At 61.1% G+C, this 22,336-nt stretch carries 20 protein-coding genes; 7 read left to right on the top strand and 13 right to left on the bottom strand.

Translation table 11 applies throughout. The annotated features are described in order from the left end of the window. Positions 1-54 precede the first annotated feature (54 nt). Entirely contained in the window at positions 55-522 is a 468-nt protein-coding gene (locus ACRCJM_RS01980; protein WP_431463602.1) for a gamma-glutamylcyclotransferase family protein, read from the top strand. After that, positions 523-1,296: a trimeric intracellular cation channel family protein gene (locus ACRCJM_RS01975; RefSeq protein WP_431463601.1), complete on the top strand. Its 774-nt coding sequence runs from the start codon at positions 523-525 to the stop codon at positions 1,294-1,296. Here ACRCJM_RS01975 and ACRCJM_RS01970 read toward each other — a convergent pair. After that, on the bottom strand, positions 1,293-1,757 hold the full coding sequence (locus tag ACRCJM_RS01970) for a GNAT family N-acetyltransferase (protein WP_431463600.1): 465 nt from the start codon (positions 1,755-1,757) through the stop codon (positions 1,293-1,295). The genes ACRCJM_RS01975 and ACRCJM_RS01970 overlap by 4 nt on opposite strands. Positions 1,758-1,893: 136 nt before the next feature. On the opposite strand from ACRCJM_RS01970, the gene ACRCJM_RS01965 reads away from it, so the two are divergent. Continuing rightward, positions 1,894-2,115 (top strand): DUF6290 family protein, encoded by a 222-nt coding sequence (locus tag ACRCJM_RS01965; protein WP_237186906.1) that lies wholly within the window; start codon positions 1,894-1,896, stop codon positions 2,113-2,115. Between the two features lie 227 nt (positions 2,116-2,342). Here the strand turns inward: ACRCJM_RS01965 and ACRCJM_RS01960 are convergent, their stop codons facing one another. From ACRCJM_RS01960 to ACRCJM_RS01945, 4 genes are read right to left on the bottom strand one after another with little or no spacing between them, the layout of a single operon-like run. Next, complete coding sequence (locus ACRCJM_RS01960) at positions 2,343-3,092, bottom strand: amino acid ABC transporter ATP-binding protein (protein ID WP_431463599.1); 750 nt, start codon at positions 3,090-3,092, stop codon at positions 2,343-2,345. Beyond that, positions 3,085-3,762: an amino acid ABC transporter permease gene (locus ACRCJM_RS01955; protein ID WP_346876004.1), complete on the bottom strand. Its 678-nt coding sequence runs from the start codon at positions 3,760-3,762 to the stop codon at positions 3,085-3,087. Before ACRCJM_RS01955 ends, ACRCJM_RS01960 begins: the two co-directional genes overlap by 8 nt. 55 nt (positions 3,763-3,817) lie before the next feature. Beyond that, complete coding sequence (locus ACRCJM_RS01950; protein ID WP_431463598.1) at positions 3,818-4,645, bottom strand: transporter substrate-binding domain-containing protein; 828 nt, start codon at positions 4,643-4,645, stop codon at positions 3,818-3,820. Between the two features lie 40 nt (positions 4,646-4,685). Next, a complete protein-coding gene (locus ACRCJM_RS01945) occupies positions 4,686-5,822 on the bottom strand; it encodes a trans-sulfuration enzyme family protein (protein WP_431463597.1) in 1,137 nt (378 codons plus the stop codon). A 300-nt stretch (positions 5,823-6,122) separates the two neighbouring features. Between ACRCJM_RS01945 and ACRCJM_RS01940 the strand changes: the two genes are divergently transcribed. After that, entirely contained in the window at positions 6,123-8,345 is a 2,223-nt protein-coding gene (locus ACRCJM_RS01940; RefSeq protein ID WP_431463596.1) for a ZmpA/ZmpB/ZmpC family metallo-endopeptidase, read from the top strand. A gap of 98 nt (positions 8,346-8,443) precedes the next feature. Here ACRCJM_RS01940 and ACRCJM_RS01935 read toward each other — a convergent pair whose 3' ends face one another. The 4 genes from ACRCJM_RS01935 to ACRCJM_RS01920 all read right to left on the bottom strand — a co-directional run bounded on the left by ACRCJM_RS01935 (position 8,444) and on the right by ACRCJM_RS01920 (position 13,075). After that, on the bottom strand, positions 8,444-9,274 hold the full coding sequence (locus ACRCJM_RS01935) for an NlpC/P60 family protein (protein WP_431463595.1): 831 nt from the start codon (positions 9,272-9,274) through the stop codon (positions 8,444-8,446). 401 nt (positions 9,275-9,675) lie between these two features. After that, entirely contained in the window at positions 9,676-10,797 is a 1,122-nt protein-coding gene (locus ACRCJM_RS01930) for a pirin family protein (RefSeq protein ID WP_431463594.1), read from the bottom strand. A gap of 256 nt (positions 10,798-11,053) precedes the next feature. Beyond that, positions 11,054-11,557 carry a CoA-binding protein gene (locus tag ACRCJM_RS01925; protein ID WP_135012911.1) on the bottom strand — a complete coding sequence of 168 codons (504 nt, stop codon included), beginning with the start codon at positions 11,555-11,557 and terminating at the stop codon, positions 11,054-11,056. Positions 11,558-11,560: 3 nt separating this feature from the next. Then, positions 11,561-13,075 carry an O-acetylhomoserine aminocarboxypropyltransferase/cysteine synthase family protein gene (locus ACRCJM_RS01920; protein WP_431463593.1) on the bottom strand — a complete coding sequence of 505 codons (1,515 nt, stop codon included), beginning with the start codon at positions 13,073-13,075 and terminating at the stop codon, positions 11,561-11,563. 229 nt (positions 13,076-13,304) lie between these two features. Between ACRCJM_RS01920 and ACRCJM_RS01915 the strand changes: the two genes are divergently transcribed. Further along, positions 13,305-13,931 (top strand): DedA family protein, encoded by a 627-nt coding sequence (locus tag ACRCJM_RS01915; protein ID WP_431463592.1) that lies wholly within the window; start codon positions 13,305-13,307, stop codon positions 13,929-13,931. A gap of 107 nt (positions 13,932-14,038) precedes the next feature. Here the strand turns inward: ACRCJM_RS01915 and ACRCJM_RS01910 are convergent, their stop codons facing one another. The 4 genes from ACRCJM_RS01910 to ACRCJM_RS01895 form a co-directional block, all read right to left on the bottom strand. Then, the gene (locus ACRCJM_RS01910) at positions 14,039-15,244 is read right to left on the bottom strand and encodes an RNase H family protein (RefSeq protein ID WP_431463591.1); all 1,206 of its coding nucleotides are present in this window, start codon (positions 15,242-15,244) and stop codon (positions 14,039-14,041) included. Between the two features lie 346 nt (positions 15,245-15,590). After that, positions 15,591-17,429: a dihydroxy-acid dehydratase gene (gene ilvD / locus ACRCJM_RS01905; protein ID WP_237209772.1), complete on the bottom strand. Its 1,839-nt coding sequence runs from the start codon at positions 17,427-17,429 to the stop codon at positions 15,591-15,593. Positions 17,430-17,560: 131 nt separating this feature from the next. Beyond that, on the bottom strand, positions 17,561-18,613 hold the full coding sequence (locus tag ACRCJM_RS01900) for a FecCD family ABC transporter permease (RefSeq protein ID WP_431463590.1): 1,053 nt from the start codon (positions 18,611-18,613) through the stop codon (positions 17,561-17,563). Position 18,614: 1 nt separating this feature from the next. Continuing rightward, on the bottom strand, positions 18,615-19,682 hold the full coding sequence (locus ACRCJM_RS01895; RefSeq protein ID WP_431463589.1) for an ABC transporter substrate-binding protein: 1,068 nt from the start codon (positions 19,680-19,682) through the stop codon (positions 18,615-18,617). Between the two features lie 381 nt (positions 19,683-20,063). Between ACRCJM_RS01895 and ACRCJM_RS01890 the strand changes: the two genes are divergently transcribed. After that, positions 20,064-21,269, top strand: a complete 1,206-nt coding sequence (locus ACRCJM_RS01890) for a cobalamin-independent methionine synthase II family protein (RefSeq protein WP_431463588.1) — start codon at positions 20,064-20,066, stop codon at positions 21,267-21,269. 319 nt (positions 21,270-21,588) lie between these two features. Further along, positions 21,589-22,323, top strand: a complete 735-nt coding sequence (treR, locus tag ACRCJM_RS01885) for a trehalose operon repressor (protein ID WP_431463587.1) — start codon at positions 21,589-21,591, stop codon at positions 22,321-22,323. The last annotated feature ends 13 nt before the right edge of the window (positions 22,324-22,336 follow it).

Here is a 22,336-nt window from a genome sequence, read left to right as displayed (position 1 = left end):
CGTGAGTCTGCGCCACCTAACTGTCTGAGCGCACCTCATGGGTACGATAGAGGCATGACAGCCCATTACCCCGTTTTCGTTTACGGCACCCTGCGCCCCGGTATGAGCAATCATCACTGGTTCCGTGGGGCGGATGCCAACAGGGTCGATGCGACCATCACCGGCTACGAACTGGTCACTAACGGCTCCTACCCTTACCTGCTCCCGGCGTCCACCCCGGTCAGCACGCCAGCTGGTAGCGGTGATACAGGCGCGGACGCCCCCGCCCCGGTAGTGCGCGGCACCCTGGTGTTCGTAGACCCCGCCGATTGGCAGGCTGTTGCCGCCTCCCTCGACCAGCTGGAAGGAACTGACCCGGAGCGTCCTGTGCACGACGATAACCTCTACAACCGGGTGCTGGCCGAGGTGGTGACGGACGCCGGTGAGCCGGTTACCGCCTGGGTTTACATTCCGCCGGTGAGCAAGCAGGCACAGCTACGCGAGCGCTACCCTCTGGTGCCCGGCGGCGAGTGGACTGAATAGATGGACTTTTTTGATATTGACCCAGAAACCTGGTTCCGCGTAATCGACGTAGCCGCTATTGTCACTAACGGCCTGCTGGGTGGGGCGGTTGCCCGCGCCCATCGTTTCGATATCGTGGGGTTCATTATTTTCTCGGTAATTACAGCTATGGGCGGGGGCATTATTCGTGATGTTCTGCTCGACACCGGCTTCCCGGTGGCCCTGACCGATAGCTACTACTGGGTGGCTGCCCTGGGGTCTGCGGCTCTGGCTTATCTCATGGATTTTGGGGCTCGCTGGGCTGACCGGACCCTGCTGGTGGCGGACTTTCTCGGCATGGGCTGCTGGACCGCCACCGGAACTATCAAGGCTCTCGCTCTGGGTCTGCACTGGCTACCGGCGATCGCCCTGGGTGTGGTGACGGCTGTGGGCGGCGGTGCCCTGCGCGACATTATGGTCAATCGTATTCCGGCGATTCTGGGTGGTAGCCCGCTGTACGCCACGGTGGCGTTTGTGGGGGCTGCGGAGGTCGCCCTGTGCATGGTTTTATGGGATCAGCAGGTGCTGGGTATGGCTCTTTCCATCGTGACCTGCCTGGTCATGGGTATTATGGCGCGGTGGCGCCGCTGGCAGCTGCCGGAGCCGGTTCAGTTCAAGGTTCCCCGCCCCCGCTTGCGGTTAGGACGCCGCCGCTCAGGTTTGCGCGACCGGTGGGTTCCCGGTGCCCCGCTGACCCAGGAAATGCGCATTATTGACGAAGAAACAGCCCGCGCCCACCGCGAGGGGCGGGCTTAGGCTGTAGCGTTCACCTCTTTAACCTCATCAAAGGTAAATTTCGCCAGAGTCACGCAGCCGTAGCCCTCAACGGGTGTAAAGCCTCTGCCCCGGTAGAGGTCGATGACGTGCTGGTTGCTAGGGTGGGTTTCTGTGGTGATGTAGACCTGGCGGACGCCACCCACGGCAGCCAGCGCCATGTCGAGCAGGCGGGAGCCAAGGCCGGCCTTCTGAAAGTCCGGGTTGATGAGTAGGTCTTGAATATAGCTGATGCTGACCCCATCGCCGACAACCCGCACTAGCCCGGCGAGCCGGCCGGTGGCGTCCTCGCGGGCTACCGCTAGGTAAAGGCTACCTGCGCACATGGGAACCAGGTCTTCAGGGTGGTCGGTGTAAGCGCTCCACCCAACAGAGGTGTAGAGATCTACCAGTTCCTGCTGGCTAGGTACCAGACCTACTGAAAAAGTAAAAGCGGTGTTCATGGGCAAAACTTTACCGTGCGCTTATCCCTGAAAATACTCCCAGCTTCTTCATCACAGAAAGCAAGCCCAGAACAATATCCTATTGTTGAAAGTACAGCCATTTGCCATACTGGAAAGCACAGTAAGGAGAAAACCTATGACCGTGCATGTTGAGTTTACAGCTACTGAAGAGGCACAGCTACAGAGTCTTTCTTCCGCTCTTGGTACGAGCACCGAAGAGCTAGTGCGTTCTGCTGTACTTGATTATCTTGAGCAGCAGGAAGAACAGGTATGGGCACAGCAGGCGTTGGCGCGCTTCGAGGCAGACGGCCGTGAGACCCGCCCCGCCCAGGAATTGTGGGATGAGCTCGGGGTCTGAATGTGGCCTGGCAATTAGTGCTGGCAAAAGAGTTTGAACGTTGGTCACCGCTCAGCAATTTACCGGTAGCCCTCTGAGATCCTCTGGTGTTAACACATCACCCCGTCCTTTCTCTCTTCACCCTAGTGATTATCTCGGGGTGAAGAGAGAAAGGACGGGGTGAAGTCGGCTCTGGGGCGTTCTGGCCGGCATCGCTACGCCTAGGCCGCCCCTAGCGCCCCAGCGCCTTAGATTCGGTAGTCCGTCATTTCGAAGATCTGCAGGAAGCGCTGGATGCGTTCGTTGTCGGAGGCGAAGAAGGCTTCGGGGGCGCCGTTATAAAGCACATTACCGCCGTCGAGGAAGACGATGCGGTCGGCAACCCGGCGGGCGAAGGCCATGTTGTGGGTAACGACCACCAGGGAGCGTTTTTCGCGGGCCAGGTCGATAAGCACCTGAATGACCTCGGCTTCAAGCTCGGGGTCGAGGGCGGAGGTGGGCTCGTCAAAGAGCAGGTAGTCGGGGGCAACCGCCAGGGCGCGGGCAATGGCGACGCGCTGCTGCTGGCCGCCGGAGAGGTTATCGGGGTAGGCACCCGCCTTATGCCCCAACCCCACCTTTTCTAGGAGTTCGCGCGCGAGCTGGGCGGCGGCGTCCTTACCCATCTTGCCGTTGAGCACCGGGGCCAGGGCCACGTTCTGCTCAGCGGTGTAGTGGGGGAAGAGGTTGAAGTTCTGGAAGACCATGGCCGAGTGCTTGCGGATGGTGCGTACCTGCTCGTCGGTCAGCCCGGCGGCGAAGTCTACCGAGTCACCCTCGATGGTCAGGACGCCGGACTCGGGGGTTTCAAGCAGGTTCAGGCAGCGCAGCAGGGTGGATTTGCCCGAGCCGGAGGGGCCGAGAATGACCGTGGTTTCGCCGTTGTCGAGGTCCAGGGAGATGTCACGCAGGATGGTGTTCTCGCCGAAGCTTTTGGTGAGGTTCTTCAGGCTAAGCATTGGCTGTCCTTATGTAACGGCTGGTGCGCTTCTCGAGGGCGCGCTGGGCGATGGAGAGCAGGGTGAAGATGACCAGATAAATGGCGGCAACTTCCAGGTACATGGCCAAAGGCTCGAAGGTACGGGCGGCAACCTGCTTGCCGGACTGGAAAAGGTCGACCATGGAGATTACCGAGACCAGGGAGGTGCCCTTGACCAGGTCTATCAGGTCGTTGCCCAGCGGGGGCAGGGCGATGCGGGTGGCCTGCGGGACGACGACGTGGCGCAGGGTCTGCATCTTGGTGAAATTGAGGGTGCGAGCAGCTTCAAACTGGCCACGCGGAATCGAGGCGTAGGCTGAGCGGAAGGTCTCTGCCACATAGGCTCCGGTGTTAAGGCTCAGCGCGATGATGGCGGCGGGCCAGGTGTCGAGGGTGATGCCGATGCGGGGTAGCCCGTAGAACACCAGGAAGAGCTGCACCAGAAGCGGGGTGCCGCGGAAGAACCACACGAAGGCTGTTGCCAGCCAGTTGAGCGGGTTGTAGCGGCTGAGGTTGCGGGCGGCGGTGGCCAGCAGACCCAGCACCAGTGCGAGCACGAAGGAGATGAGGGTCAGCGGGATGGTCACCTGCACGGTGGCCAGCAGCAGGGAGGGCAGGGATTGTGCCCAGAGTTCTAGGTAGCGGTCCATAGTGTTCTACGGGTTACTTTCGGTTCGGACGCCGGGGTCGGCTAGCCGCGTGTGGCTAGGCCTTGGGGCTCAGGTCGATGCCAACGTACTTTTCGTAGATGGCCTTGAAGTCGCCGTTCTCCAGGTGCTTGGCGATGGAGTCGTTGATGGCGGTCTGCAGGGTGGTGGCGCCCTTGGGCATGAGGATTGCGGACTGGGAGGCGTCGCCGAGCACACCGTCGAGCAGGCGGATGGGTGCGTCGGGGTGCTGCTCCTGGTAGTAGGCGAAGGTGACGGCGTCGTTACCGCAGGCGTCCACGCGGCCGGTGAGTACCTGTTCGATGGCTTCGTCGAAGCCGGTAACGATGGTCATCTGGGCGCCTGCTTCTTCGAGCAGGGTGCGGAAGTTAGAGGTCTCTGATGAGGCTGCGGTGGCGCCGTTGAGGTCGGCGATGGTCTGCAGTTCTGAGTCCTGCAGGACGGCGACCTTACCTTCTGAGGCGACGTAGGGGTTGGAGAAGTCGTACTTCTGCTTGCGCTCTTCGGTGGGTGAGACGTTGTTGATGACGATGTCGTAGCGGTCGGCGTCGACACCGGCGATCAGGGAGTCCCAGGGGGTTTCAGTGTATTCGGCGGTGACGCCCAGGTCGGCGGCAATCAGGTCGCCGATTTCCTTTTCCATGCCGACGAGTTCGCCGGCTTCGTTGTGGTAGTTCCAGGGGGCGAAGGTGCCTTCGAAGCCGATGCGGATCTTACCGGCGTCCTTGATGGCCTGCAGCTTATCGGCTGCGGCAGAGGAGTCGGAGGAGGTGGTAGATGAGGAGGAGCCGCAGGCGGCCAGGGCCAGGGCAAGGGCGGACGCGCCAGCGGCGGAGAGCGCGGTACGGCGGGTGATGTTCTGCATGGGTGTACCTTTCGGTGATTGTGTTTGTTGTGGGGAAGGCTTAGGCGGCGTCGAGGGCACCGATGATGTCTGCGCGCAGGTCCTCAACGTCCTCAATACCAACGGCTACGCGCACCAGGCGGGTGGTGAGGCCTGCGTCGTCGCGGTCTTCTTGGGAGTAGGCACCCTGGGTCATGGTGGTGGGTAGGCAGACCAGGGATTCGATGCCGCCGAGTGAGACGGCGAAGGTGAAGACCTGCAGGGCGTCGAGGAAGGCCTTGATATCGTAGCCTTCTTTGATGGTGAAGGAGAAGAGGGCGCCCTTGCCGGTGGCCTGCTCGGCCTGAATCTTAGCTTCTTCGGCGCTGTAGGAGCCGGGGAAGTAGACGGTGTCAACGGCGGGGTGGGCGGCGACGGCCTCGATGAGGACGTCGGCGTTAGCCTGCTGGCGCTCCATACGCAGAGCCAGGGTCTTGACGTTCTGCAGCAGACGGTAGGAGTCGATGGGTGAGAGCACGCCGCCAGAAATCAGCTGGGCCTTGAAGAGCTTGTCGGCCAACTCTGCGTTGTTGGTGGTGGCGACGCCCGCGAGCAGGTCGCCGTGGCCGGCCAGGTACTTGGTGGCTGACTGCACGACGATATCTGCGCCCAGGTCAAGGGGCTTCTGCAGGTAGGGGGTCATGACGGTGTTGTCGACGACCAGCAGGGCACCGTGGCGGTGGGTTAGCTCGGCGACCTTCTTGATGTCGGTGACGCGCAGGGTGGGGTTGGAGGGGGTCTCAATGAAGACCATGCCCACGTTCTTGCCCTCAAAGTGGGCGTCGGAGAGGGTGGAGAGGTCGTAGACCAGTTCGTTGGTGACGCCGCGCTTGGGGAGTTCGATGGTGGCAAAACGGTAGTTGCCGCCGTAGACGGGCATGCCCATGATGAGGGTCTGGTCGTGTTCCAGGATTCCCATGGCTGCGGCGGTGGCGCCCATGCCGGAGGCGTAGAGGAAAGCGTGTTCGGCGCCTTCGATGGCGGCGAGGGTGGTTTCTGCCTTGGAGCGGGTGGGGTTGCCGCCGCGCTGGTATTCGAAGGGGCCTTCGGTGCCATCCGTGGGCTGACCGAAGGTGGAGGCGGTGTAGATCGGGGGTACGACGGCCTGTTCTTCATTGGAGTGGACGGCGTGGATTGCGCGGGTGGTAAAGCCTGCCACGGTGATTCCTTTCGGTGTCAAGAAAAAAGCGTATTTATAGAGCCTATACCTGCTATCTGCAAGGCAGAGAATTAATGTTACGCATTTATGACGTTACTCTTGGGCAAACACAAGAGATATAGTCAAGGGCACATCCGCACCAGCCCACGAGCCTCACCGGCACACACTCCCTGCTCCCGGCTGCCCCAGCCGGTATTCTTAAAGAAGAGGTGCAGGCCCTGTGCCCCCTTCGTCTGCTATCACTTGAGGACGATACCGCCACCTCACACATCCCCCTCGATACCACACAAAGAGTTCTCTATGTCTTCCTCCTCCATTCATCGCCGCACCCTCATTCAGGGTGCAGCCTGGTCTGCTCCCACCATCATTGCCAGCTCGGCGGTGCCAGCCTACGCCGCATCAACGCCGTCCGCTGACCTTTTTGCCACCCTGGCAGCAGAACTGGGCGGTATCTCCTTTACCGAGTCTCAGACAGTCTACGACTCCCTTTCACCCACCGTGCGCTTCACCGATATCACCAACAAGCGCCTAGAGATTTCCCGCCGCACCGGGCGTCCTTTTAGCTCCGTGACCGAGGCTGAGGCCCTGGCCGAGCTGCGCCCCGAGGCACTCAAGGCTACCGGCCTTGAAAAGCAGTTCAACGTCTCAAAGCTGCTGGCCCAGAATACCCTCACCGCCATTGCTGCCAACCCCCTCTACGCCCACCTCTCAGAGGCAGAGCGCGAAACCCTCATCACCAACAAAGTGAGCGGGCGCAAGGAGCAGTTCCTACTGGGCCTGGCCTACCTGCGGTCACTCTATTCTTTCGAGCTAGGTGGTGTGAACGTGGCAGAAGCCCTCATCACCAACCCCGAGCAGTTCGGTATCGCAGGGGTTGACCCGGTTGACTACATTCTCAACATCGGCTCCCAGCGAGCCAATGTGCTGGCCTTCAGCAACTCCCCCACCGCCCACCGCACCGTGGTGCGCCTGCCCGAACTCACCAGCTTTATCGCAGACCGGGCAGGCACCAGCGACCTAGATGCCTGGATGCGGGAGCAGAGCGGGGCCATCATTGCGGACGACGCCGCCCCGCTCTACAGCAAGCTGGCGGCAGACCCTGCCACCCAACGTTTTATTCTGCCCCTGCTCTCGCAGGAAACCGACGGGGTATACGTTGCGACCACCCCGGCTTCTATCACCTTCGGCCACACCTACACCTATGTAGACCCTGCCACCGCGGGGAGCAGTACGGCCGAGAAAACCGCCTTTATTGACGAGCTCAACCGCCGGGCAGCCGAACAAAACGCCTTTGTGGAACTCTGGACCCGGCTTACCCCCTCCTACGCGGGTGAACTCACCGGCAACCGCCTGGCGATTGATACCTTCCAGGGCTACAAGGCCCAGAACATTTCCGCTTCCTGGCTACCTAAGACCAGCCCCGGGGCAATCAGCGACTTCTTTGCACCCCTTAACCTCTGGGCCCCCTACACCCAGGCAACCGCCCAGGCTGAGGGCACCGGTATGCGCTACTTCATGGGTAAGGCTATCTCTGCTAACGGCGTGACCACCTACGGCCACGAGATGACCCACCTGATTGACGACACCTTGCTCACCAACGGCGGCGGCCTGCGTGACGGTTTCGGCCCCGAGACAATCGCCCGCGGTATCTTCGAGGGCCCCGATAGCCCCACCTCAGCTATCGTTGGCTTCAACCAGTACTTTGACTGGACGGCCGTCCCCGACCGTCTACACAATGGCAACCCCGAGCAGTTCGCCACCAAGCAGGACCTCTCAGCCTACATGCGCTCCCAGCTCGATACCCTCTACCTGCTCGATGCCCTTGAGGCAGAAGCTATCCTGCGCCGCCCGGCCGAGGAGCGTGCCGTCCTGCTCAACCGCCTGAGCCAGACCCCGCGCGGCACCACCGGCCACACCGATGACACCTTCAGCACCATCACCGTGGACGAGGCAGCCGCCCTCTCAACAGTGGAGGACTTCACCGCCCAGGGTCTGGTGGTCTCCCGCTACCAGTGGCGCGGTATCAGCACTATCGGCACCGCACCGGCGAACAGCTACTACACCATTCCCCTCTTTGACCCCGCCTACGGTGCTTACACTCCCTCCACCGGGGCGGCAGGCGATATCACCGTCCGCCGTCAGGCCTTCGACCTGCTGGCGTACAAGGGCTACGATGAGGGCCTGGTACCCTATATCTCCAACCAGTACAAGACCGCTGCCGGTGGGGCGCTCTCGGATAGCTTCATCATGGGGCAAATCGGCATCGCCGACTATGCTGCCGACCGCGCGTCTCGCTACCGTCAGGGGCTTGAGCGGGCGGAGGCGTCCGCGGTCTTCCCCTTCACCCACCGTGGGCAGACCATTGCCTCGCTCGACGACCTGCGAGCCCAGTTTGACCAGGCCCTTGCCGCCGACCTGCCCCACCTACAGCAGGCACGGGCTGGCTCTACCAGCGCTATCTGGTCGGTGACTGCCGTGCGCGAGTTCAAGGCCTCCTTCTACCGGGCGGCTATGCAGCTCTAGAGCCCCCTAGCGTTAGAGCCCGAAGAAAACTGAAAAAGTCCCGCTCCCTGGTGAGGGAGCGGGACTTTTCTCAAGAAAAGACGCTGTTAGCGGTTGCCTTAGCTGTTGTAGCCAGCGGGTGATACGAAGATCGGTGCGGACGCGGTGGGCAGGTTCACCGAGAAGATGGAGGTGCCCATGCCGTTCCAGCCACCGTGTACAGCCTGGCCGTTGCCAATGTAAACGGCGATGTGCTGCTGGCCGAAGCCGTTGGACTGGTAAAGAACCAGGTCGCCGGGCTGGGGGTTGGAGGTTACGGTACCCAGGGCCATGTAATCCATGGGCCAGCCGTGGAAGTTGATGCCAGCGGCACGCAGGGAGTTGGTTGCCAGCATGGTGCAGTCGGTCTGAGCATTGACGGCTGCGGCACCTAGGGCGGCTGCTACAACAGCATCGCGCTTAGCCTGGTTGGTGGCGGTGGAAAGAGTGGGGGCTGCTGCGGGTGCAGGCGCGGGAGCCTGGGTTTCTACAGGCGCGGGAGCCTGAGTTGCTACAGGAGCTACGGTTTCAACGGGAGCAGGAGCAGGAGCTGCTTCTACAACCTCAACAGTCTCGGACTGAACAGCAACGGTGGCTTCTTCAACAGGAGCTTCGACGGGTGCTTCTTCAACAACCGGAGCTTCTACAGGAGCCTCTTCAACGACGGGGGCTTCCTCGATAACGGGGGTTGCTTCAACGGGCTTTTCGGGAGCTACGATGTAAGCGGGAACGCCCCAGCTTACGACCTTGCCTTCACCTGCAACGGCGAATGCCTTGAGCAGGGGGGTTGAAACAGCTGCACCGTTGTCTACGGTGGTCTGCGGGGCTTCATTTACCGATGCGTTTGCTGCTGCGAGAACAGCACCGGAGAGGATGACACCTACCGCACCTACTGAGAGTGAACGACGCAATGTTGTACCTTTCGTCTCTTCTTGAGATTTCGCAGCCGGGTTGCTGCTACTGCTGGGTGGCCCGTACGTGGGGTTGTGGGCTCCCATGCTTCCCTCGGAAGCTGATTGGACTTTGAACAGCCTATAACGATTTGGTAACGATGTATACCGAATCGTTATAAAAAGTTGATTTTTCTGCCCTATGTCACGTCTCAACAAGGGCACAGAGGGTGCTGGGAATCTGCCGTTAAGACTGGTCATCGCGGGTTACCGGCCGGTAACCTGTGCGGGCAAATTCTCCCGACATAATATGCGACACGGTAGCCGCCAGGTCACGATTTCATGACGAAAACCGTGACCCAGCCGACAACTTTTAGGTACTGCGCAAGCGGACGCGCGCCCGTCCGCCCCCTTGCCCAGGGCTAGTCGCCGCGTAGCTTCAGGCGGGCGTTGGGTAGATCGGGGGCGGGAATGACGGAGGTGCGGGGCTTTTCGTCGTATTCACCGGGCAGTAGCACCACCCCGCCGAAGCGGGGGTGATCGGCGGTAGCGCCCTGACCGGCGGCAAGGGCACCGTCTGTCACAATGTCAGTGCCAGAGGCACCCGCCGGTGCGGTGACGGCCTCGAAGCTGTCAGCTTGGGCGTTCCAGGCAGCGCGGGCCTCGACGATGTCTTCGTGGGTGCGGCCGATAAAGTTCCACCACATGGTGATTTTTTCACCGAAGGGGGTGCCGCCGAGCAGGATCAGGCGGGTAGCGCCGATGGCCTCGATGGTCAGCTCTTCGGTGCCGGGTTCAATGAAGAGCATTTCATCGGCGGCGACGCGCTGGCCCTTAATAAGGAGGGCACCGGTATCAACCACAAACCCGTGCTCAAACTCGGGGTTAAGGGTCAGGGTGAAGGTTCGGCGCGGGGCATCTTCTGCCGGGTTCTTGTCGGCCCGAGGGTCTGACCCGGGAGCGCCCACCAGGATTTCCGCGCCCAGCAGGGGCGAGAAGGTTGTGACGGGGGACGAGCCGGTCTTGGTTTCCCCATCGACAGTCACGCCCAGCTCCCCCAGGAAGACGCGGGCCTGCACTCCAGCCGGGGCGGACGCGTCCTGCCCACTCCCCTGCCCGCCGAAGGTGAGGGCTTCGGGCACGAAGTTTTCGAAGGCGGGGGCGGTGTTCATGTCGTCGCGGGGCAGGGCGATCCAGAGCTGGATGCCGTGCAGCACGGTGGTATCTGGCGTGGAGTATTCGGAGTGGTTGATGCCGTAGCCGGCGGTCATGAGGTTGAGCTCGCCGGGGCGCACATCGGCGACGGTGCCGAGGGAGTCGCGGTGTTCGATGGTGCCGGTGAAGATCCAGCTGGCGGTTTGCAGGCCGGTGTGGGGGTGCGGGGCGACGCGCATGCCGCCGGTGACGGCGACGTCGTCGGGGCCGTAGTGGTCGATGAAGCACCAGGCACCGACCATACGGCGGTCGCGGGAGGGCAGCAGGCGGCGGACAGTCATGGCCCGCAGCCCACCCAGGGGCACGGGGCGAGGCTCAATGAGTTTCATAGGTTTAGTGTACGCCGGGGTAGGTGGAGTGCACCTCAGGCAGTTAGTTGTTCCGAAACTCAGAAATGACCACCTAGTTCGTGGTCATTTCTGAGGTAGATGGTACATAGAAGCTTATTCAGAAGGGTGGGTGAAGCAGGCTCGCAGCGAAGCTGCTGGCTCGGCGGCTGGCGTGAATCGCCTCGTGAGCGAAGCGAACCAGGCGAGAGGGTCGGCAGCGAGCGCGAGCCTGCTGAACCCCCTCATGAATAAACCCCTAGGCCAGGACCTGCCGCTTGGACGAAATCACGCCGGTCACGAATCCTGCCAGGTGCAGGCCGCCGTGGAAGCGGGCGTGCTCAATCTTCACGCACCGGTCCATCACCACGTTCAGCCCGGCGTCCTCACCCAGCCGCGCAGCCTCCTCATTCCAGGAGCCCAGCTGCATCCACACCGTCTTCGCGCCCACCTCAATGGCCTCCTGCACCACACCGGGCAGATCCTCATTGCGGCGGAAAATTTCTACCAGGTCAGGGGCCTCAGGCAGGTCAGCCAGCGACGCGTACACCTTCTGCCCTAGCACCTCCTTACCCTTAGCCGCCAAAATCGGGTTCACAAAATACAGGGTGTAAGGGCTCGACGACTGCAGATAGGTCGCCACAAAATAGGAAGAGCGCGAAATCTTGTCAGACATACCCACAATCGCAATGGACTTAGTCTCGTGCAGAATCTTTAGTCGCTCCGGTGCGCTGGGGCCTTCCCAGGTACGAATCTCAGTCACGGCTTAGGCCTCCTTCTTGGGTGCAGGGATCTCGCAGGCAGGTGCGGACGCCGGGGCGGACGTCCCAGCCCCCTCCCGCGCGGCGCGTTCGGCGGCGTGGGCGGCAGCGTCCGCCTCCAGGGCAGCCTTCTGGGCAGCCGCCTCAGCCTCGGCAGCCTCACGGCGGGCCACCAGCTCATCAGCGCTGGCAACACCAACGACCTCACCAGCGTGGTTGCGACCGGACGCAACGGTCAGGGCCTGGTCCAAATCCCAGATGATATCGACGGCATCTTCCAGACCCACCGAAATACGAATCAAATCTTCGCCCACGCCACCGGCAGCCAGCTGCTCAGCGGTCAGCTGCTGGTGGGTGGTAGACGCCGGGTGCAGAATCAGGGTGCGGGCATCACCAATGTTGGCCAGGTGGGACGCCAGCTGCAGGTTCTTGATAAACTCGGCGCCCACATCGCGTCCGCCCGCCTTCTCGGTGCCGGCAACGCCGAAGGAGAAGACCGACCCAACACCCAGCGGTAGCAGCTTCTGCGCCCGCTCATAGTGGGGGTGCTCAGGCAGGCCGGCGTAGTTAACGTAAGAGATACGGGCGTCCTCGTTCAGCCAGGCGACGACCTCCTTAGCGTTAGCCAGGTGGGCGTCCATACGCTGGGGCAGGGTCTCAACACCCTGCAACAGGTTGAAAGCCGCCTGGGCTGAGAGGGAGGGGCCAAAGTCGCGCAGCTGCTCCGACCGTAGCTTGGTCAAAAAGCCGTACTCGCCGAAGTTACCCCACCAAGAAATGTTGTTGTAGGAGGGAATCGGCTCGGTCATGGTGGGGAACTTGCCGTTGCCCCAGTTGAAGCGACCCGACTCGACAACCACGCCACCCAAGGTGGTGCCGTGCCCGCCCAGGAACTTAGTGACCGAGTGAATCACGATGTCAGCGCCGTGTTCGATGGGGCGGATCAGGTAGGGAGTAGAGAGGGTGGCATCTACGACCAGGGGAATGTCATTCTCGTGGGCCACGCGGGCCAGGCCTTCCAGGTCAGCGACCTGGCCCGAGGGGTTGGCGACGATTTCGGTGTAGACAGCCTTGGTTTCAGGACGAATCGCGGCGGCATAGTCGGCCGGGTCAGTGCCGTCCACAAAGGTAGTGTCGATGCCGAACCGGCGCAGGGAAACATCCAGCTGGGTAATAGTGCCGCCGTAGAGGTTAGACGAAGCAACAATATGATCCCCAGCCTGGCAGAGCGCCGCGAAGGTAATGAACTCAGCAGCCATACCCGAGGCAGTCGCTACCGCACCGATACCGCCCTCCAGCGAAGCAATGCGCTCTTCCAACGCCGCCACAGTGGGGTTACCCAGGCGGGAGTAGATATTGCCGTACTTCTGCAGGGCAAAAAGGTTGGCGGCGTCGTCCGCGTCCTTAAAAACAAAGGAGGTGGACTGGTAAATCGGAACCGCACGAGCACCGTGCTCGGCGTCGGGGGTACCGCCCGCGTGCAGGGCACGGGTGCGGAAGCCAAAAGTATGCTCAGCCATGGACTCTCCTGATAGTAGGCCTAGTTATCTACCCTCCATAGTCACCCATGCCCCTACACCGGCGGTAACTTATTTCACCGTGTGAACAGGTTACGCAGCATTACTATAACGTGACCAAAACCCCCAGCCTCTCTACAAGCTAGCTCATAGGAAAACACAGGGTTCTACGAGAGAATAGAGAAAGTTTTGTCACCGGGCGGCTGCCCGCACTCGCAGAGAAAGGGCACTCGTGCTCCAGAACATTATCGACTGGGTTATCTCCGTCACGGAGGCCATCGGTTCCCCCGGCGTTGGCCTGGCCGTCTTCCTTGAGAACGTCTTCCCGCCCATCCCCTCCGAGGTTATCCTGCCGCTGGCTGGCTTCACCGCCTCCCAGGGCTCCATCAACGTAGTGGCCGCCTTTATCTGGGCGACCGTTGGCTCCCTGGCTGGCGCCTACTTCCTCTACTACCTGGGCGCCGCTATCGGCGCCAACCGCCTGCGCAAGATTGCGGCCTGGATGTGGCTGGTCAAGGTTGAGGACGTCGACGCCGCCCTGGCCTGGTTCGACAAGTACGGCAAGGCCTCCATCCTGATCGGCCGCGTTATCCCCGGTATTCGTTCGCTGATTTCGATTCCCGCCGGTATCGACCGCATGAACCCGCTGACTTTCGGCTTCTACACCCTGCTGGGTTCATCTGTGTGGAACGCTCTGCTCATTTACTGCGGCTGGATTCTTGGTGAAAACTGGCACGTTGTTGAGGGCGTCATCGACCAGTACTCCAAGGTTGTGTACGCCCTGGTAGCCCTGGCTCTTGTGGCTGTCTTCCTCTGGCTGCTGCGCCGCGCCCGACAGGAAAAGCGCGACGTAGCCTAGCGGCGGGCGTCCGCGCCACCCCGGTCAGTTAGTACCATTTAAATCAGAAAAACCCACCAACTAGGTGGGTTTTTCTGATTTAAATGGTACCTAGGGCAGCGACCCCGCTACTTCCACAGACGATTACGGGCGTGCACCACCGACGGGCGGATCTGAATCCAGTCGCCGCAGGGCAGGCGCAGGGCCTTCTCACACCCAGACAGGGCGGTAATAATCGACTCGCAGCGCTGGTTGAACTCGGAGACATGCCCCTTATCCACAATCTGCCCGGGGAAGTGCCGGTGCATCTTCGACACAGAATCCGACGACTCCTGCAGCCCGTGCCCGGTATGCCCCGGAATATGCTTAACCAGCACCCGGCGCTCCCGAATGGCCTCGGTCAGCCGCTCCATCTCGTCCAGAACCTGCTGATTCTGCACACCCTCGGTAGCCCAGGTGTTGTAGACCCAGCGGTTGTGCGCCAGGCGCAGCACAAAGGTCAGCGCCCCCAACGAATCGGTGTGAATAATCAGCTGGCGGCCACCGTGATAGAAGATATTAAAAGCAGCCAACATGGCCGAGAGCTCCCCGGTCATAATGTTCGTTGCATCGTAGTGGGAGTGGAAGAAGAAGCCGTCTTCGCTCACCCCGCCGATGCCCATGCGTCCGCCCTTTAAATACTTCTTATTATTGGTTGATCTGAACGAACAGTCGGTAAAGACGCTGTACTCCACCAGCTTCTCTACCGGCAGCTGGGCGGTGTTCTTCTCAAGCTCGGCGTGAGCCAGACGCGAGGCCTCGTCCATAAAGTGCGGCATAAGCTCACCTGCCGGAGTGCCGATGAGCTTCACGTGAATCTCGCCCAGGGAGTGCGACTCGTAGGGGTTCATGACCTTATCGATGGACCGGTATTCCAAGAAGTCGCGGAAGGCCGTGAACTTGCGGAAGAGCAGCTTGAGGTAGTGCTTATCGGCTGCCACGGTGATGAGGTTGGTCTTATACTCCTCGGGGATGGCGTCCATGGTCGCCAGAATCGCACGACCCAGCATGTCGGTATGTACGGTGTCGCAGGGGTCCATGAGGCTGTGTGTCAGAGACTCGGCTACAGGTTCGCTCTCAATGACCTCTCGCTCGCCGTTTTCGCGCGAGATAAAAGCGAAGGACGTCAGCCCCACGTGGCAGTCACCGGCTGCTCGCACCTGGTCCATGACCACCACGATGACAGCCACACCCTGCTCGGTGAACCCTGCCGGGTAAGAGCTGGTGTAATCCGGCGGCTCCCAGGTCAGCTCACATTTTTTGATATGCGCAGGCGTAATTTCCACATTATTCATCTCCTAAGGGGTGTCTATAGTTGTTTTGCTTACTCTTTAAAGCTATACCAACTCAGCGTCGTTTTGCCAACAGGTGAGGGGTATCGGAGCCCTCTTCACTCTCTCGGTGAACGCCCACCAGCTTCGCGGAGCGTCCACCCCGTGCGTAGGCACTGTGCGAGTCTGGTAAGCACTCGCGCGGAGCGGGCGAGCGGGCGGGGCAGGTGGGCGGACGAGCGGACGGACGCCGAAACAGCCCGGCAGGAGACACACCGGGCAGGACTACAGAACCCCCAGCACAAGGACGCCCCGCCCCGGCTTGCGTAAGCCGGGGCGGGGCGTCCTTATCTTGGGTGAAAACCGAGGTTTACTCGGGGACGATGCGCACTGCACCCTTGTCGGCGCTGGTGACCATGGAGGCGTAGGCGCGCAGGGCGCTGGAGACCTGGCGTTCGCGGGGCTTAGTGGGCTTCCAGGGGGCAGGGCCCTTCTTGGCACGGCGCTCGGCCAGCACCTCGTCGGGCACATTCACGCGCAGGATGCGGTTGTGAACATCGATCTCAATCTCGTCGCCGTGTTCAATCAGGCCCACGGCTCCACCGGCAGCTGCCTCGGGGGAAATGTGGCCGATGGAGATACCGGAAGTACCGCCGGAGAAGCGTCCGTCGGTAATCAGGGCGCACTTCTTACCCAGGCCCAGGCCCTTGAGGTAGGAGGTGGGGTAGAGCATTTCCTGCATGCCGGGGCCGCCCTTGGGGCCCTCGTACTGGATGACGACGATGTCGCCCTCCTTCACGTTCTTCGACAGAATCTCGAAGACAGCCTCGTCCTGGGACTCCACCACAAAAGCCTTGCCAACGAAGTGGAAGAGCTCCTCGTCGATACCGGCGCTCTTGATGATGGCCCCGTCCTCGGCGATGTTGCCGTAGAGGACGGCCAGGCCGCCGTCCTTGGTGTAGGCGTGCTCAACGGCGCGGATGCAGCCGTTTTCGGCGTCGGTTTCGTGGCTCTCGTACTTGTTAGCGGTAGAGAAGGCCTGGGTGGTGCGGACGCCGCCGGGGGCAGCCAGGAAGAGCTCCTTGGCGGTGTCGGTGGCGGCACCGGAACGGATGTCCCAGTCAGAGAGCCACTGCTGAAGGGAGTCGGCGTGCACGGAGTGGACGTCGCGGTTCAGCAGACCGGCACGATCCAGCTCACCGAGCAGGGCAGGAATACCGCCTGCGCGATGCACGTGCTCGATGTGGTACTTGGTGGAGTTGGGGGCTACCTTGGCCAGGCAGGGCACCTTGCGGGAAATCGCGTCGATGTCGCGCAGGGTGAAGTCAACACCGGCTTCGTGGGCAATCGCCAGAATATGCAGAACGGTGTTGGTGGAGCCGCCCATGGCAACGTCCAGGGCCATAGCGTTCTCGAAGGCGGCCTTGGTGGCGATGGAGCGGGGAAGTACGCTCTCGTCGTCCTGCTCGTAGTAGCGCTTGGCCAGCTCAACAATCTTGGCGCCAGCTTCGAGGAAGAGCTGCTTGCGGGCAACCTGGGTGGCCAGGGTGGTGCCGTTACCGGGCAGGGCCAGGCCGATGGCCTCATTCAGGCAGTTCATGGAGTTGGCGGTGAACATACCGGCGCAGGAGCCACAGGTGGGGCAGGCGTTCTTCTCAACCTGGGCCAGGGCGTCGTCGCTGACGCTGTCGTCCACGGCCATGACCATGGCGTCCACCAGGTCGAGGCGGTGCTCAACGACGCCCTCAATGCCTTCGCCGGATTCCATGGGGCCGCCAGAGACGAAAATGACGGGGATGTTCAGGCGCATCGCCGCCAGGAGCATACCGGGGGTGATCTTGTCGCAGTTGGAGATACAAACCAGGGCGTCAGCGCGGTGAGCGTTGACCATGTACTCCACGGAGTCGGCAATCAGGTCGCGGGAGGGCAGGGAGTAGAGCATGCCGTCGTGGCCCATGGCGATACCGTCGTCCACGGCGATGGTGTTGAATTCCTTAGCCACACCGCCTGCTTCGCGGATGGCACCGGCGACGAGTTCGCCCATGTTTTTGAGGTGCACATGGCCGGGCACGAACTGGGTGAAGGAGTTGGCGATAGCGATGATGGGCTTGCCGAAGTCGTCGTCGCCCATGCCGGTGGCGCGCCAGAGGGCACGGGCGCCAGCCATGTTTCTACCGTGGGTGGATGTACGCGAGCGCAGTTCAGGCATCGATAGCTCCCAAGAAAGTTTGTGGTTGGAGGTTTGGGTATTAGTCTACGCCTGTCGGTGCGGTAGTCCACAGGATGGAAAGCGGGGTTCTCACATAGTGAAGATGCTCAGTGAAGACGCCTTGGCATCACCTAAACGGGCTGACGCCCCCTGTTGCGGACAAGAATCCAGACGAAGAAAGGAACACCCACCAGAGCGGTAGCTACCCCCACGGGCAGGGAGGAAGGCGAGAAAAGTTGCCGAGACAGGGCGTCCACCCAGACCATAAAAAGGGCGCCCATGATGGCTGTTACAGGGACGAGCACCCTGTGAGCTTGTCCGAAGAGCAGGCGCGCAATATGCGGAATCACCAGGCCAACGAATCCAACGGCGCCGATGATGCTGACTACCGCTGCGGTCACCAGAGCCGTGCCTACTAGCAACGCACCGCGCGTGAACTGGGTATTGAGCCCCAGAGACTCAGCCATGTCCTCCCCCAACGTAAGAAGATCAAGGGCACGCGCGCAGATCAGGCACATGATGAGGCAGGCAATCGCCGTTGCTCCCAGCAGGGCTACCTGGTTCCACCGCACCCCTTCAAGGGATCCCAGGAGCCAGAACATAACGCCTCGAGCTTCGTCCGAGTCTGCAAAGGCGAAGATAGCAACCGAGGTGAGGGCAGAGAAAAATTGGGTGCTGGCCACACCGGCAAGGACGAAAGTTGAGGTTCCTCCGGGGGCAAGTTTCACGATGAGCAGGACGCCGGCAAAGGCGACGAGCGCCCCAATAAATGCGCCCGTTGAGAGCCCGAGAACACCGCCACCCAGCCCCAGCATACCCACCAGGACTGCCCCTGTAGATGCACCTGAAGAAACCCCCAGAATGTAGGGGTCAGCCAGCGGGTTACGCAGGGTAGACTGCAACACCAAACCGCACAGGCCGAGCACCAGGCCGCTAGCTGCCGCGATGATTGCCCGCGGCAGGCGGTCTTCCCACACGATGGCGTCCTTGTGTGTTTTGACGGGAATGTCAGTAAGACCGAGGTGGTTAGTGACGATATCGCGGACGTTGACGAGCCAAATATCGGCAGGCCCGAGAGTGATGACGGCGGCGATGGAAACCCCGAGGGCACCAAGGCCCACCAGGGTCACCAGGACGCCGATCATGCGGGTTGCCTGCGGGGCGCGGGTAAACCTCGCTGGCACTTTAGCTCCCGAGTTCGTCTGCGTGCTCGTCCATCCACGCACGAATTTTTTCGAGACCGTCAACATAGCGGATTGAAGGGTTCATCTCAGCCCCGTGGAGGGCGATGTAGCGTTCGTTGACGACCGCGCTCATACTGCTGATCAGCGGGTCTTCTGAGAGGAAGGCGATTTTATCGTCGAGACGGTCGCCGGGGAATCGGTCGCGTTGAAGGTCACCGAGCGCCAGGACGTCCGGATTAGCTTCGACAACGGACTCCCAGGTGAGAGCGGGCCAGTCATCGGTTTGATCAGCGAAGGCGTTGGTCAAGCCGGTACTGGTTGCAAGGAACTGGGGCGCCCCGCGCCCTCCAGCGATGTAGGGTGTTTTCGTGTCAGCGAACCAGAAGGCCACTGTAGCGTCATGGCTAGCAATGCCCTCAGTGGCCGCGTTGGCGCGAGTTTGGAGATCAGCGATGAGTTCTTCACCTCGCGTTGTGACGTCAAAAATTTCTGCCAGTTCACGGATTTCCTGGAAGAGTGCCTCATCGGTCTGCAGAGGCTGGGTTCGTTGACCGCCGCCGTTAACGCTTTGCCCGTTATCGCAGTCGGTGGGTGAAAGGTAGGAGGGAATCTCGCTTTCTGCAAGGCGGTCGCGGGTGACAACACCACCGGTGGCATAGTGACGCCCGAAGGAGGCGGTAACGAAGTCGGGGGCGGCATCCATGATCACTTCGTAGGTGGGGGCATTATCGGCTAGGCGGGGGACTTTTTCGTTGTCGGCAGCCAGGTTGTCCAGGACGGGGTCCGTCCAGGAAGCGGTACCGACCATTCGGTCAGCAAGGCCAAGAGACAGGAGGATTTCTGTTGAGTTTTGGTCAAGTGACACCACACGTTCAGGTGCCTGCTCAATGACGGTGGTGGTGCCACAGTTCTCGATGGTGAGCGGGTACTGCGTTGTACCTTCTGCTGAACCTGATGATGCCGTCGCTTGCTCCGATGTGGCCTGGTCATCAACGACTTCGGAGGGTCCGCACCCGGTGAGGGCAAGAGCTGCAATAGCGAGTAGTGCGGGAAGTGATGTGTGCTTCACTAGAGGGCCTTTCTTAGGTTTACCTCAGTAAAGAATAAACCAAGCTTTTCCTTAAACATAATTAGGTTATAAATACTTGCCCTAATCTCCTATCGCTCCTAGTAGGGCGGACGGCCTCTCCCCCACCCTCTCAAAGGGGACCTGAAAACTTAAAAGGGACCGCATAATATGAGGTCCCTTTTAGGTTTTGCGGTCCCCTTGCGGTGAGGCAGGCACGCATGACGGGAGTATGACGCGCAGCCGTCACTGTAGTTCATTTTTGAAATGTGCCGTCTTAGACCGAAAAGAGTTTGGGGGCTTACCGGGTGCGGGTGTTAGCTGGAGTCAAGGCCGCTGACGCAGGCAGCCTCTACAGCCGTAGGACCAACCCAGGAGCACATCATGCCCATCAACACCGACCGTATTCTGACCACCCACGTCGGCTCCCTGCCCCGCAGCGAGCGCCTGATTCGCGCTAACGCCGCCCGCCGAGACGGTAGCATCGACGAGGCGGACTTCCAGAAGATTCTGACCGAAGAAACCCAGGCGGTCGTTGACCGCCAGGTAGAGATCGGCATCGACATTGTGAATGACGGCGAGTACGGGCATGCCATGAGTCAGGCGGTGGGTTACGGTGCCTGGTGGCACTACTCCTTTGCCCGCACCGGCGGCTTGAAGCTGCTGACCGAGGGCAACCCCGCGAATGAGGTGCACCGCTCTGAGCCTGGCAAGCTCAAGTACACTAGCTTTGCCGACCGCCGTGACTGGACCCGTTTCCAGGACTTTTACACTGCGGAGCTCGACCTGGGCAACGACCCTGATCGCAGTTTCCCCGTCACCGTTGCCCCGCTGACCTATCGGGGGCAGGACGAGGTGGGGCGGGACGTCCGCAACCTCACCGCCGCGACCGAGGGCAAGGGGGTGCACAGCGCTTTTGTGGCGGCCCTGTCGCCGGGCTCTGCTGCCCGCGTGGGTAACCTCTACTACCCCACCGACAAGGAGCACATCTACGCCTGGGCCGATGTGCTGAAGGAAGAGTACAAGGCCATCACCGATGCCGGCTTTACCCTGCAAATCGACGACCCTTCAGTGGCTGAGGGATGGGACCAGATTAACCCCGAGCCCAGCGTCAGCGATTACCTTGACTTTATCCAGGTGGCGGTTGATGCCCTCAACTACGCGCTTGAGGATATCCCGACCGAGCAGACCCGCTTCCACCTGTGCTGGGGTTCCTGGCACGGGCCGCACAGCACCGACCTGGAGTTCAAGCACCTGGCCGATACCCTGCTGTCGATTGACGCCGCCGGCTACACCTTTGAGGCTGCCAACGCGCGCCACGCCCACGAGTGGAAGGTCTGGGAGAACCTGGAGCTGCCCGAGGGCAAGTACGTAATTCCCGGCGTCGTGTCACACTCGACCAACCTGATTGAGCACCCCGAGCTGGTGGCCCAGCGCATTGAGCAGTTTGCTCAGGTGGTGGGCAAGGAGAACGTGGTGGCGTCGACCGACTGTGGTCTGGGCGGACGCCTGCACCCCGACTTGGCCTGGGCCAAGCTGGAATCGCTGACGGAAGGCGCCCGCATCGCCAGTGAGCGCCTCTTCGGCTAGGGCTGGACGCTACCCCACCGTTAAAGGGGAGGCGAGCGGACGCTGGTGGGGGCCGCTTCTTACAACCGGAGAGTGCGTTTCGCGCCACATTCCCGTCAGGGGTGCTCTCGCTAACCAAAGTTTTTGCAGGTCAAACTCGTACCCTCCTGGAAAAAACCGGCATGTCACCTTCCTGTCTAACGTGTGACACAAATTTATAGGTGTGTCTCTCGCAAACACCCCGGGCGCACCCTAAACTATAGGGAAACACAATCACCGTGTGAAACTCTCACTCCATCTCACACAATGTGCTCTCGCACTTGTTATATAGGGGAACCAAATGGGAAAGTTTGAACGCATCTACCACGACCTGGCTCGTGATATTGATGAAGGTAAATACGGCGTCGGCGATCTGCTGCCCAGCGAAAAGAAGCTGACCGAAAAGTACAATGTCTCCCGTGAGACCGCCCGCAAGGCTCTGGCCATTCTGACCGATCGCGGCTACATCCAGCGCATCATGGGCAAGGGCTCCCTGGTCATCGACCACAAGCGCTACTCCATTCCCGTGTCTTCACTGGTGAGCTACAAGGAGTTTGCCGAGTCAGCCAGCGGTGACACCCAGACCGAACTGATCGAGCTGGAAGACGCCCTGCTACCCCATGTTCCCTTCCAGGCTCTGACCGACGGTTCAGTTGAGCAGGTTCCCGTCACCCATATCATGCGCGTGCGCCACATGGACGGCGCCCCCGCCATCATCGACCACGACTACATCATCAAGAGCGTGGTTGCCGAGATCCCCCGCGAGGTCGCCGAGGACTCCCTCTACCACTACTTCGAGGGTGAGCTGGGCCTGAACATCGTCTCGTCTGCCAAGCAGATCACCATCGAGCAGGCCACCCCCAACGACGCCAAGTACCTGAACCTGCACGCTGGTGAGTACGTTGCGGTAACCACCTCAATCACCGTGCTTGAGGACGGCACCGCCTTCCAGTACACCATCTCCCGCCACCGCGCCGACAAGTTCCGTTATCTGGACTTCGCGCACCGCCGCCAGGAAATTCCGGTTTCTGAATAAAGTTCCAAATCGG

The sequence above is a fragment of the Rothia sp. L_38 genome (assembly GCF_050689125.1).
Classification (GTDB): Bacteria; Actinomycetota; Actinomycetes; order Actinomycetales; family Micrococcaceae; genus Rothia.
The sequence above is the reverse complement of the archived record's forward strand: the minus strand, read 5'-3'. Positions and strand labels throughout refer to the sequence as shown.

What these genes read in the sequence shown, in the direction of transcription:
- ACRCJM_RS01980 (WP_431463602.1), top strand. Translation starts at nt 55, where the DNA reads ATGACAGCCCATTACCCCGTTTTCGTTTACGGCACCCTGCGCCCCGGT.
- ACRCJM_RS01975 (WP_431463601.1), top strand. Translation starts at nt 523, where the DNA reads ATGGACTTTTTTGATATTGACCCAGAAACCTGGTTCCGCGTAATCGAC.
- ACRCJM_RS01970 (WP_431463600.1), bottom strand. Translation starts at nt 1,757, where the DNA reads ATGAACACCGCTTTTACTTTTTCAGTAGGTCTGGTACCTAGCCAGCAG.
- ACRCJM_RS01965 (WP_237186906.1), top strand. Translation starts at nt 1,894, where the DNA reads ATGACCGTGCATGTTGAGTTTACAGCTACTGAAGAGGCACAGCTACAG.
- ACRCJM_RS01960 (WP_431463599.1), bottom strand. Translation starts at nt 3,092, where the DNA reads ATGCTTAGCCTGAAGAACCTCACCAAAAGCTTCGGCGAGAACACCATC.
- ACRCJM_RS01955 (WP_346876004.1), bottom strand. Translation starts at nt 3,762, where the DNA reads ATGGACCGCTACCTAGAACTCTGGGCACAATCCCTGCCCTCCCTGCTG.
- ACRCJM_RS01950 (WP_431463598.1), bottom strand. Translation starts at nt 4,645, where the DNA reads ATGCAGAACATCACCCGCCGTACCGCGCTCTCCGCCGCTGGCGCGTCC.
- ACRCJM_RS01940 (WP_431463596.1), top strand. Translation starts at nt 6,123, where the DNA reads ATGTCTTCCTCCTCCATTCATCGCCGCACCCTCATTCAGGGTGCAGCC.
- ACRCJM_RS01930 (WP_431463594.1), bottom strand. Translation starts at nt 10,797, where the DNA reads ATGAAACTCATTGAGCCTCGCCCCGTGCCCCTGGGTGGGCTGCGGGCC.
- ACRCJM_RS01920 (WP_431463593.1), bottom strand. Translation starts at nt 13,075, where the DNA reads ATGGCTGAGCATACTTTTGGCTTCCGCACCCGTGCCCTGCACGCGGGC.
- ACRCJM_RS01910 (WP_431463591.1), bottom strand. Translation starts at nt 15,244, where the DNA reads ATGAATAATGTGGAAATTACGCCTGCGCATATCAAAAAATGTGAGCTG.
- ilvD (WP_237209772.1), bottom strand. Translation starts at nt 17,429, where the DNA reads ATGCCTGAACTGCGCTCGCGTACATCCACCCACGGTAGAAACATGGCT.
- ACRCJM_RS01890 (WP_431463588.1), top strand. Translation starts at nt 20,064, where the DNA reads ATGCCCATCAACACCGACCGTATTCTGACCACCCACGTCGGCTCCCTG.
- treR (WP_431463587.1), top strand. Translation starts at nt 21,589, where the DNA reads ATGGGAAAGTTTGAACGCATCTACCACGACCTGGCTCGTGATATTGAT.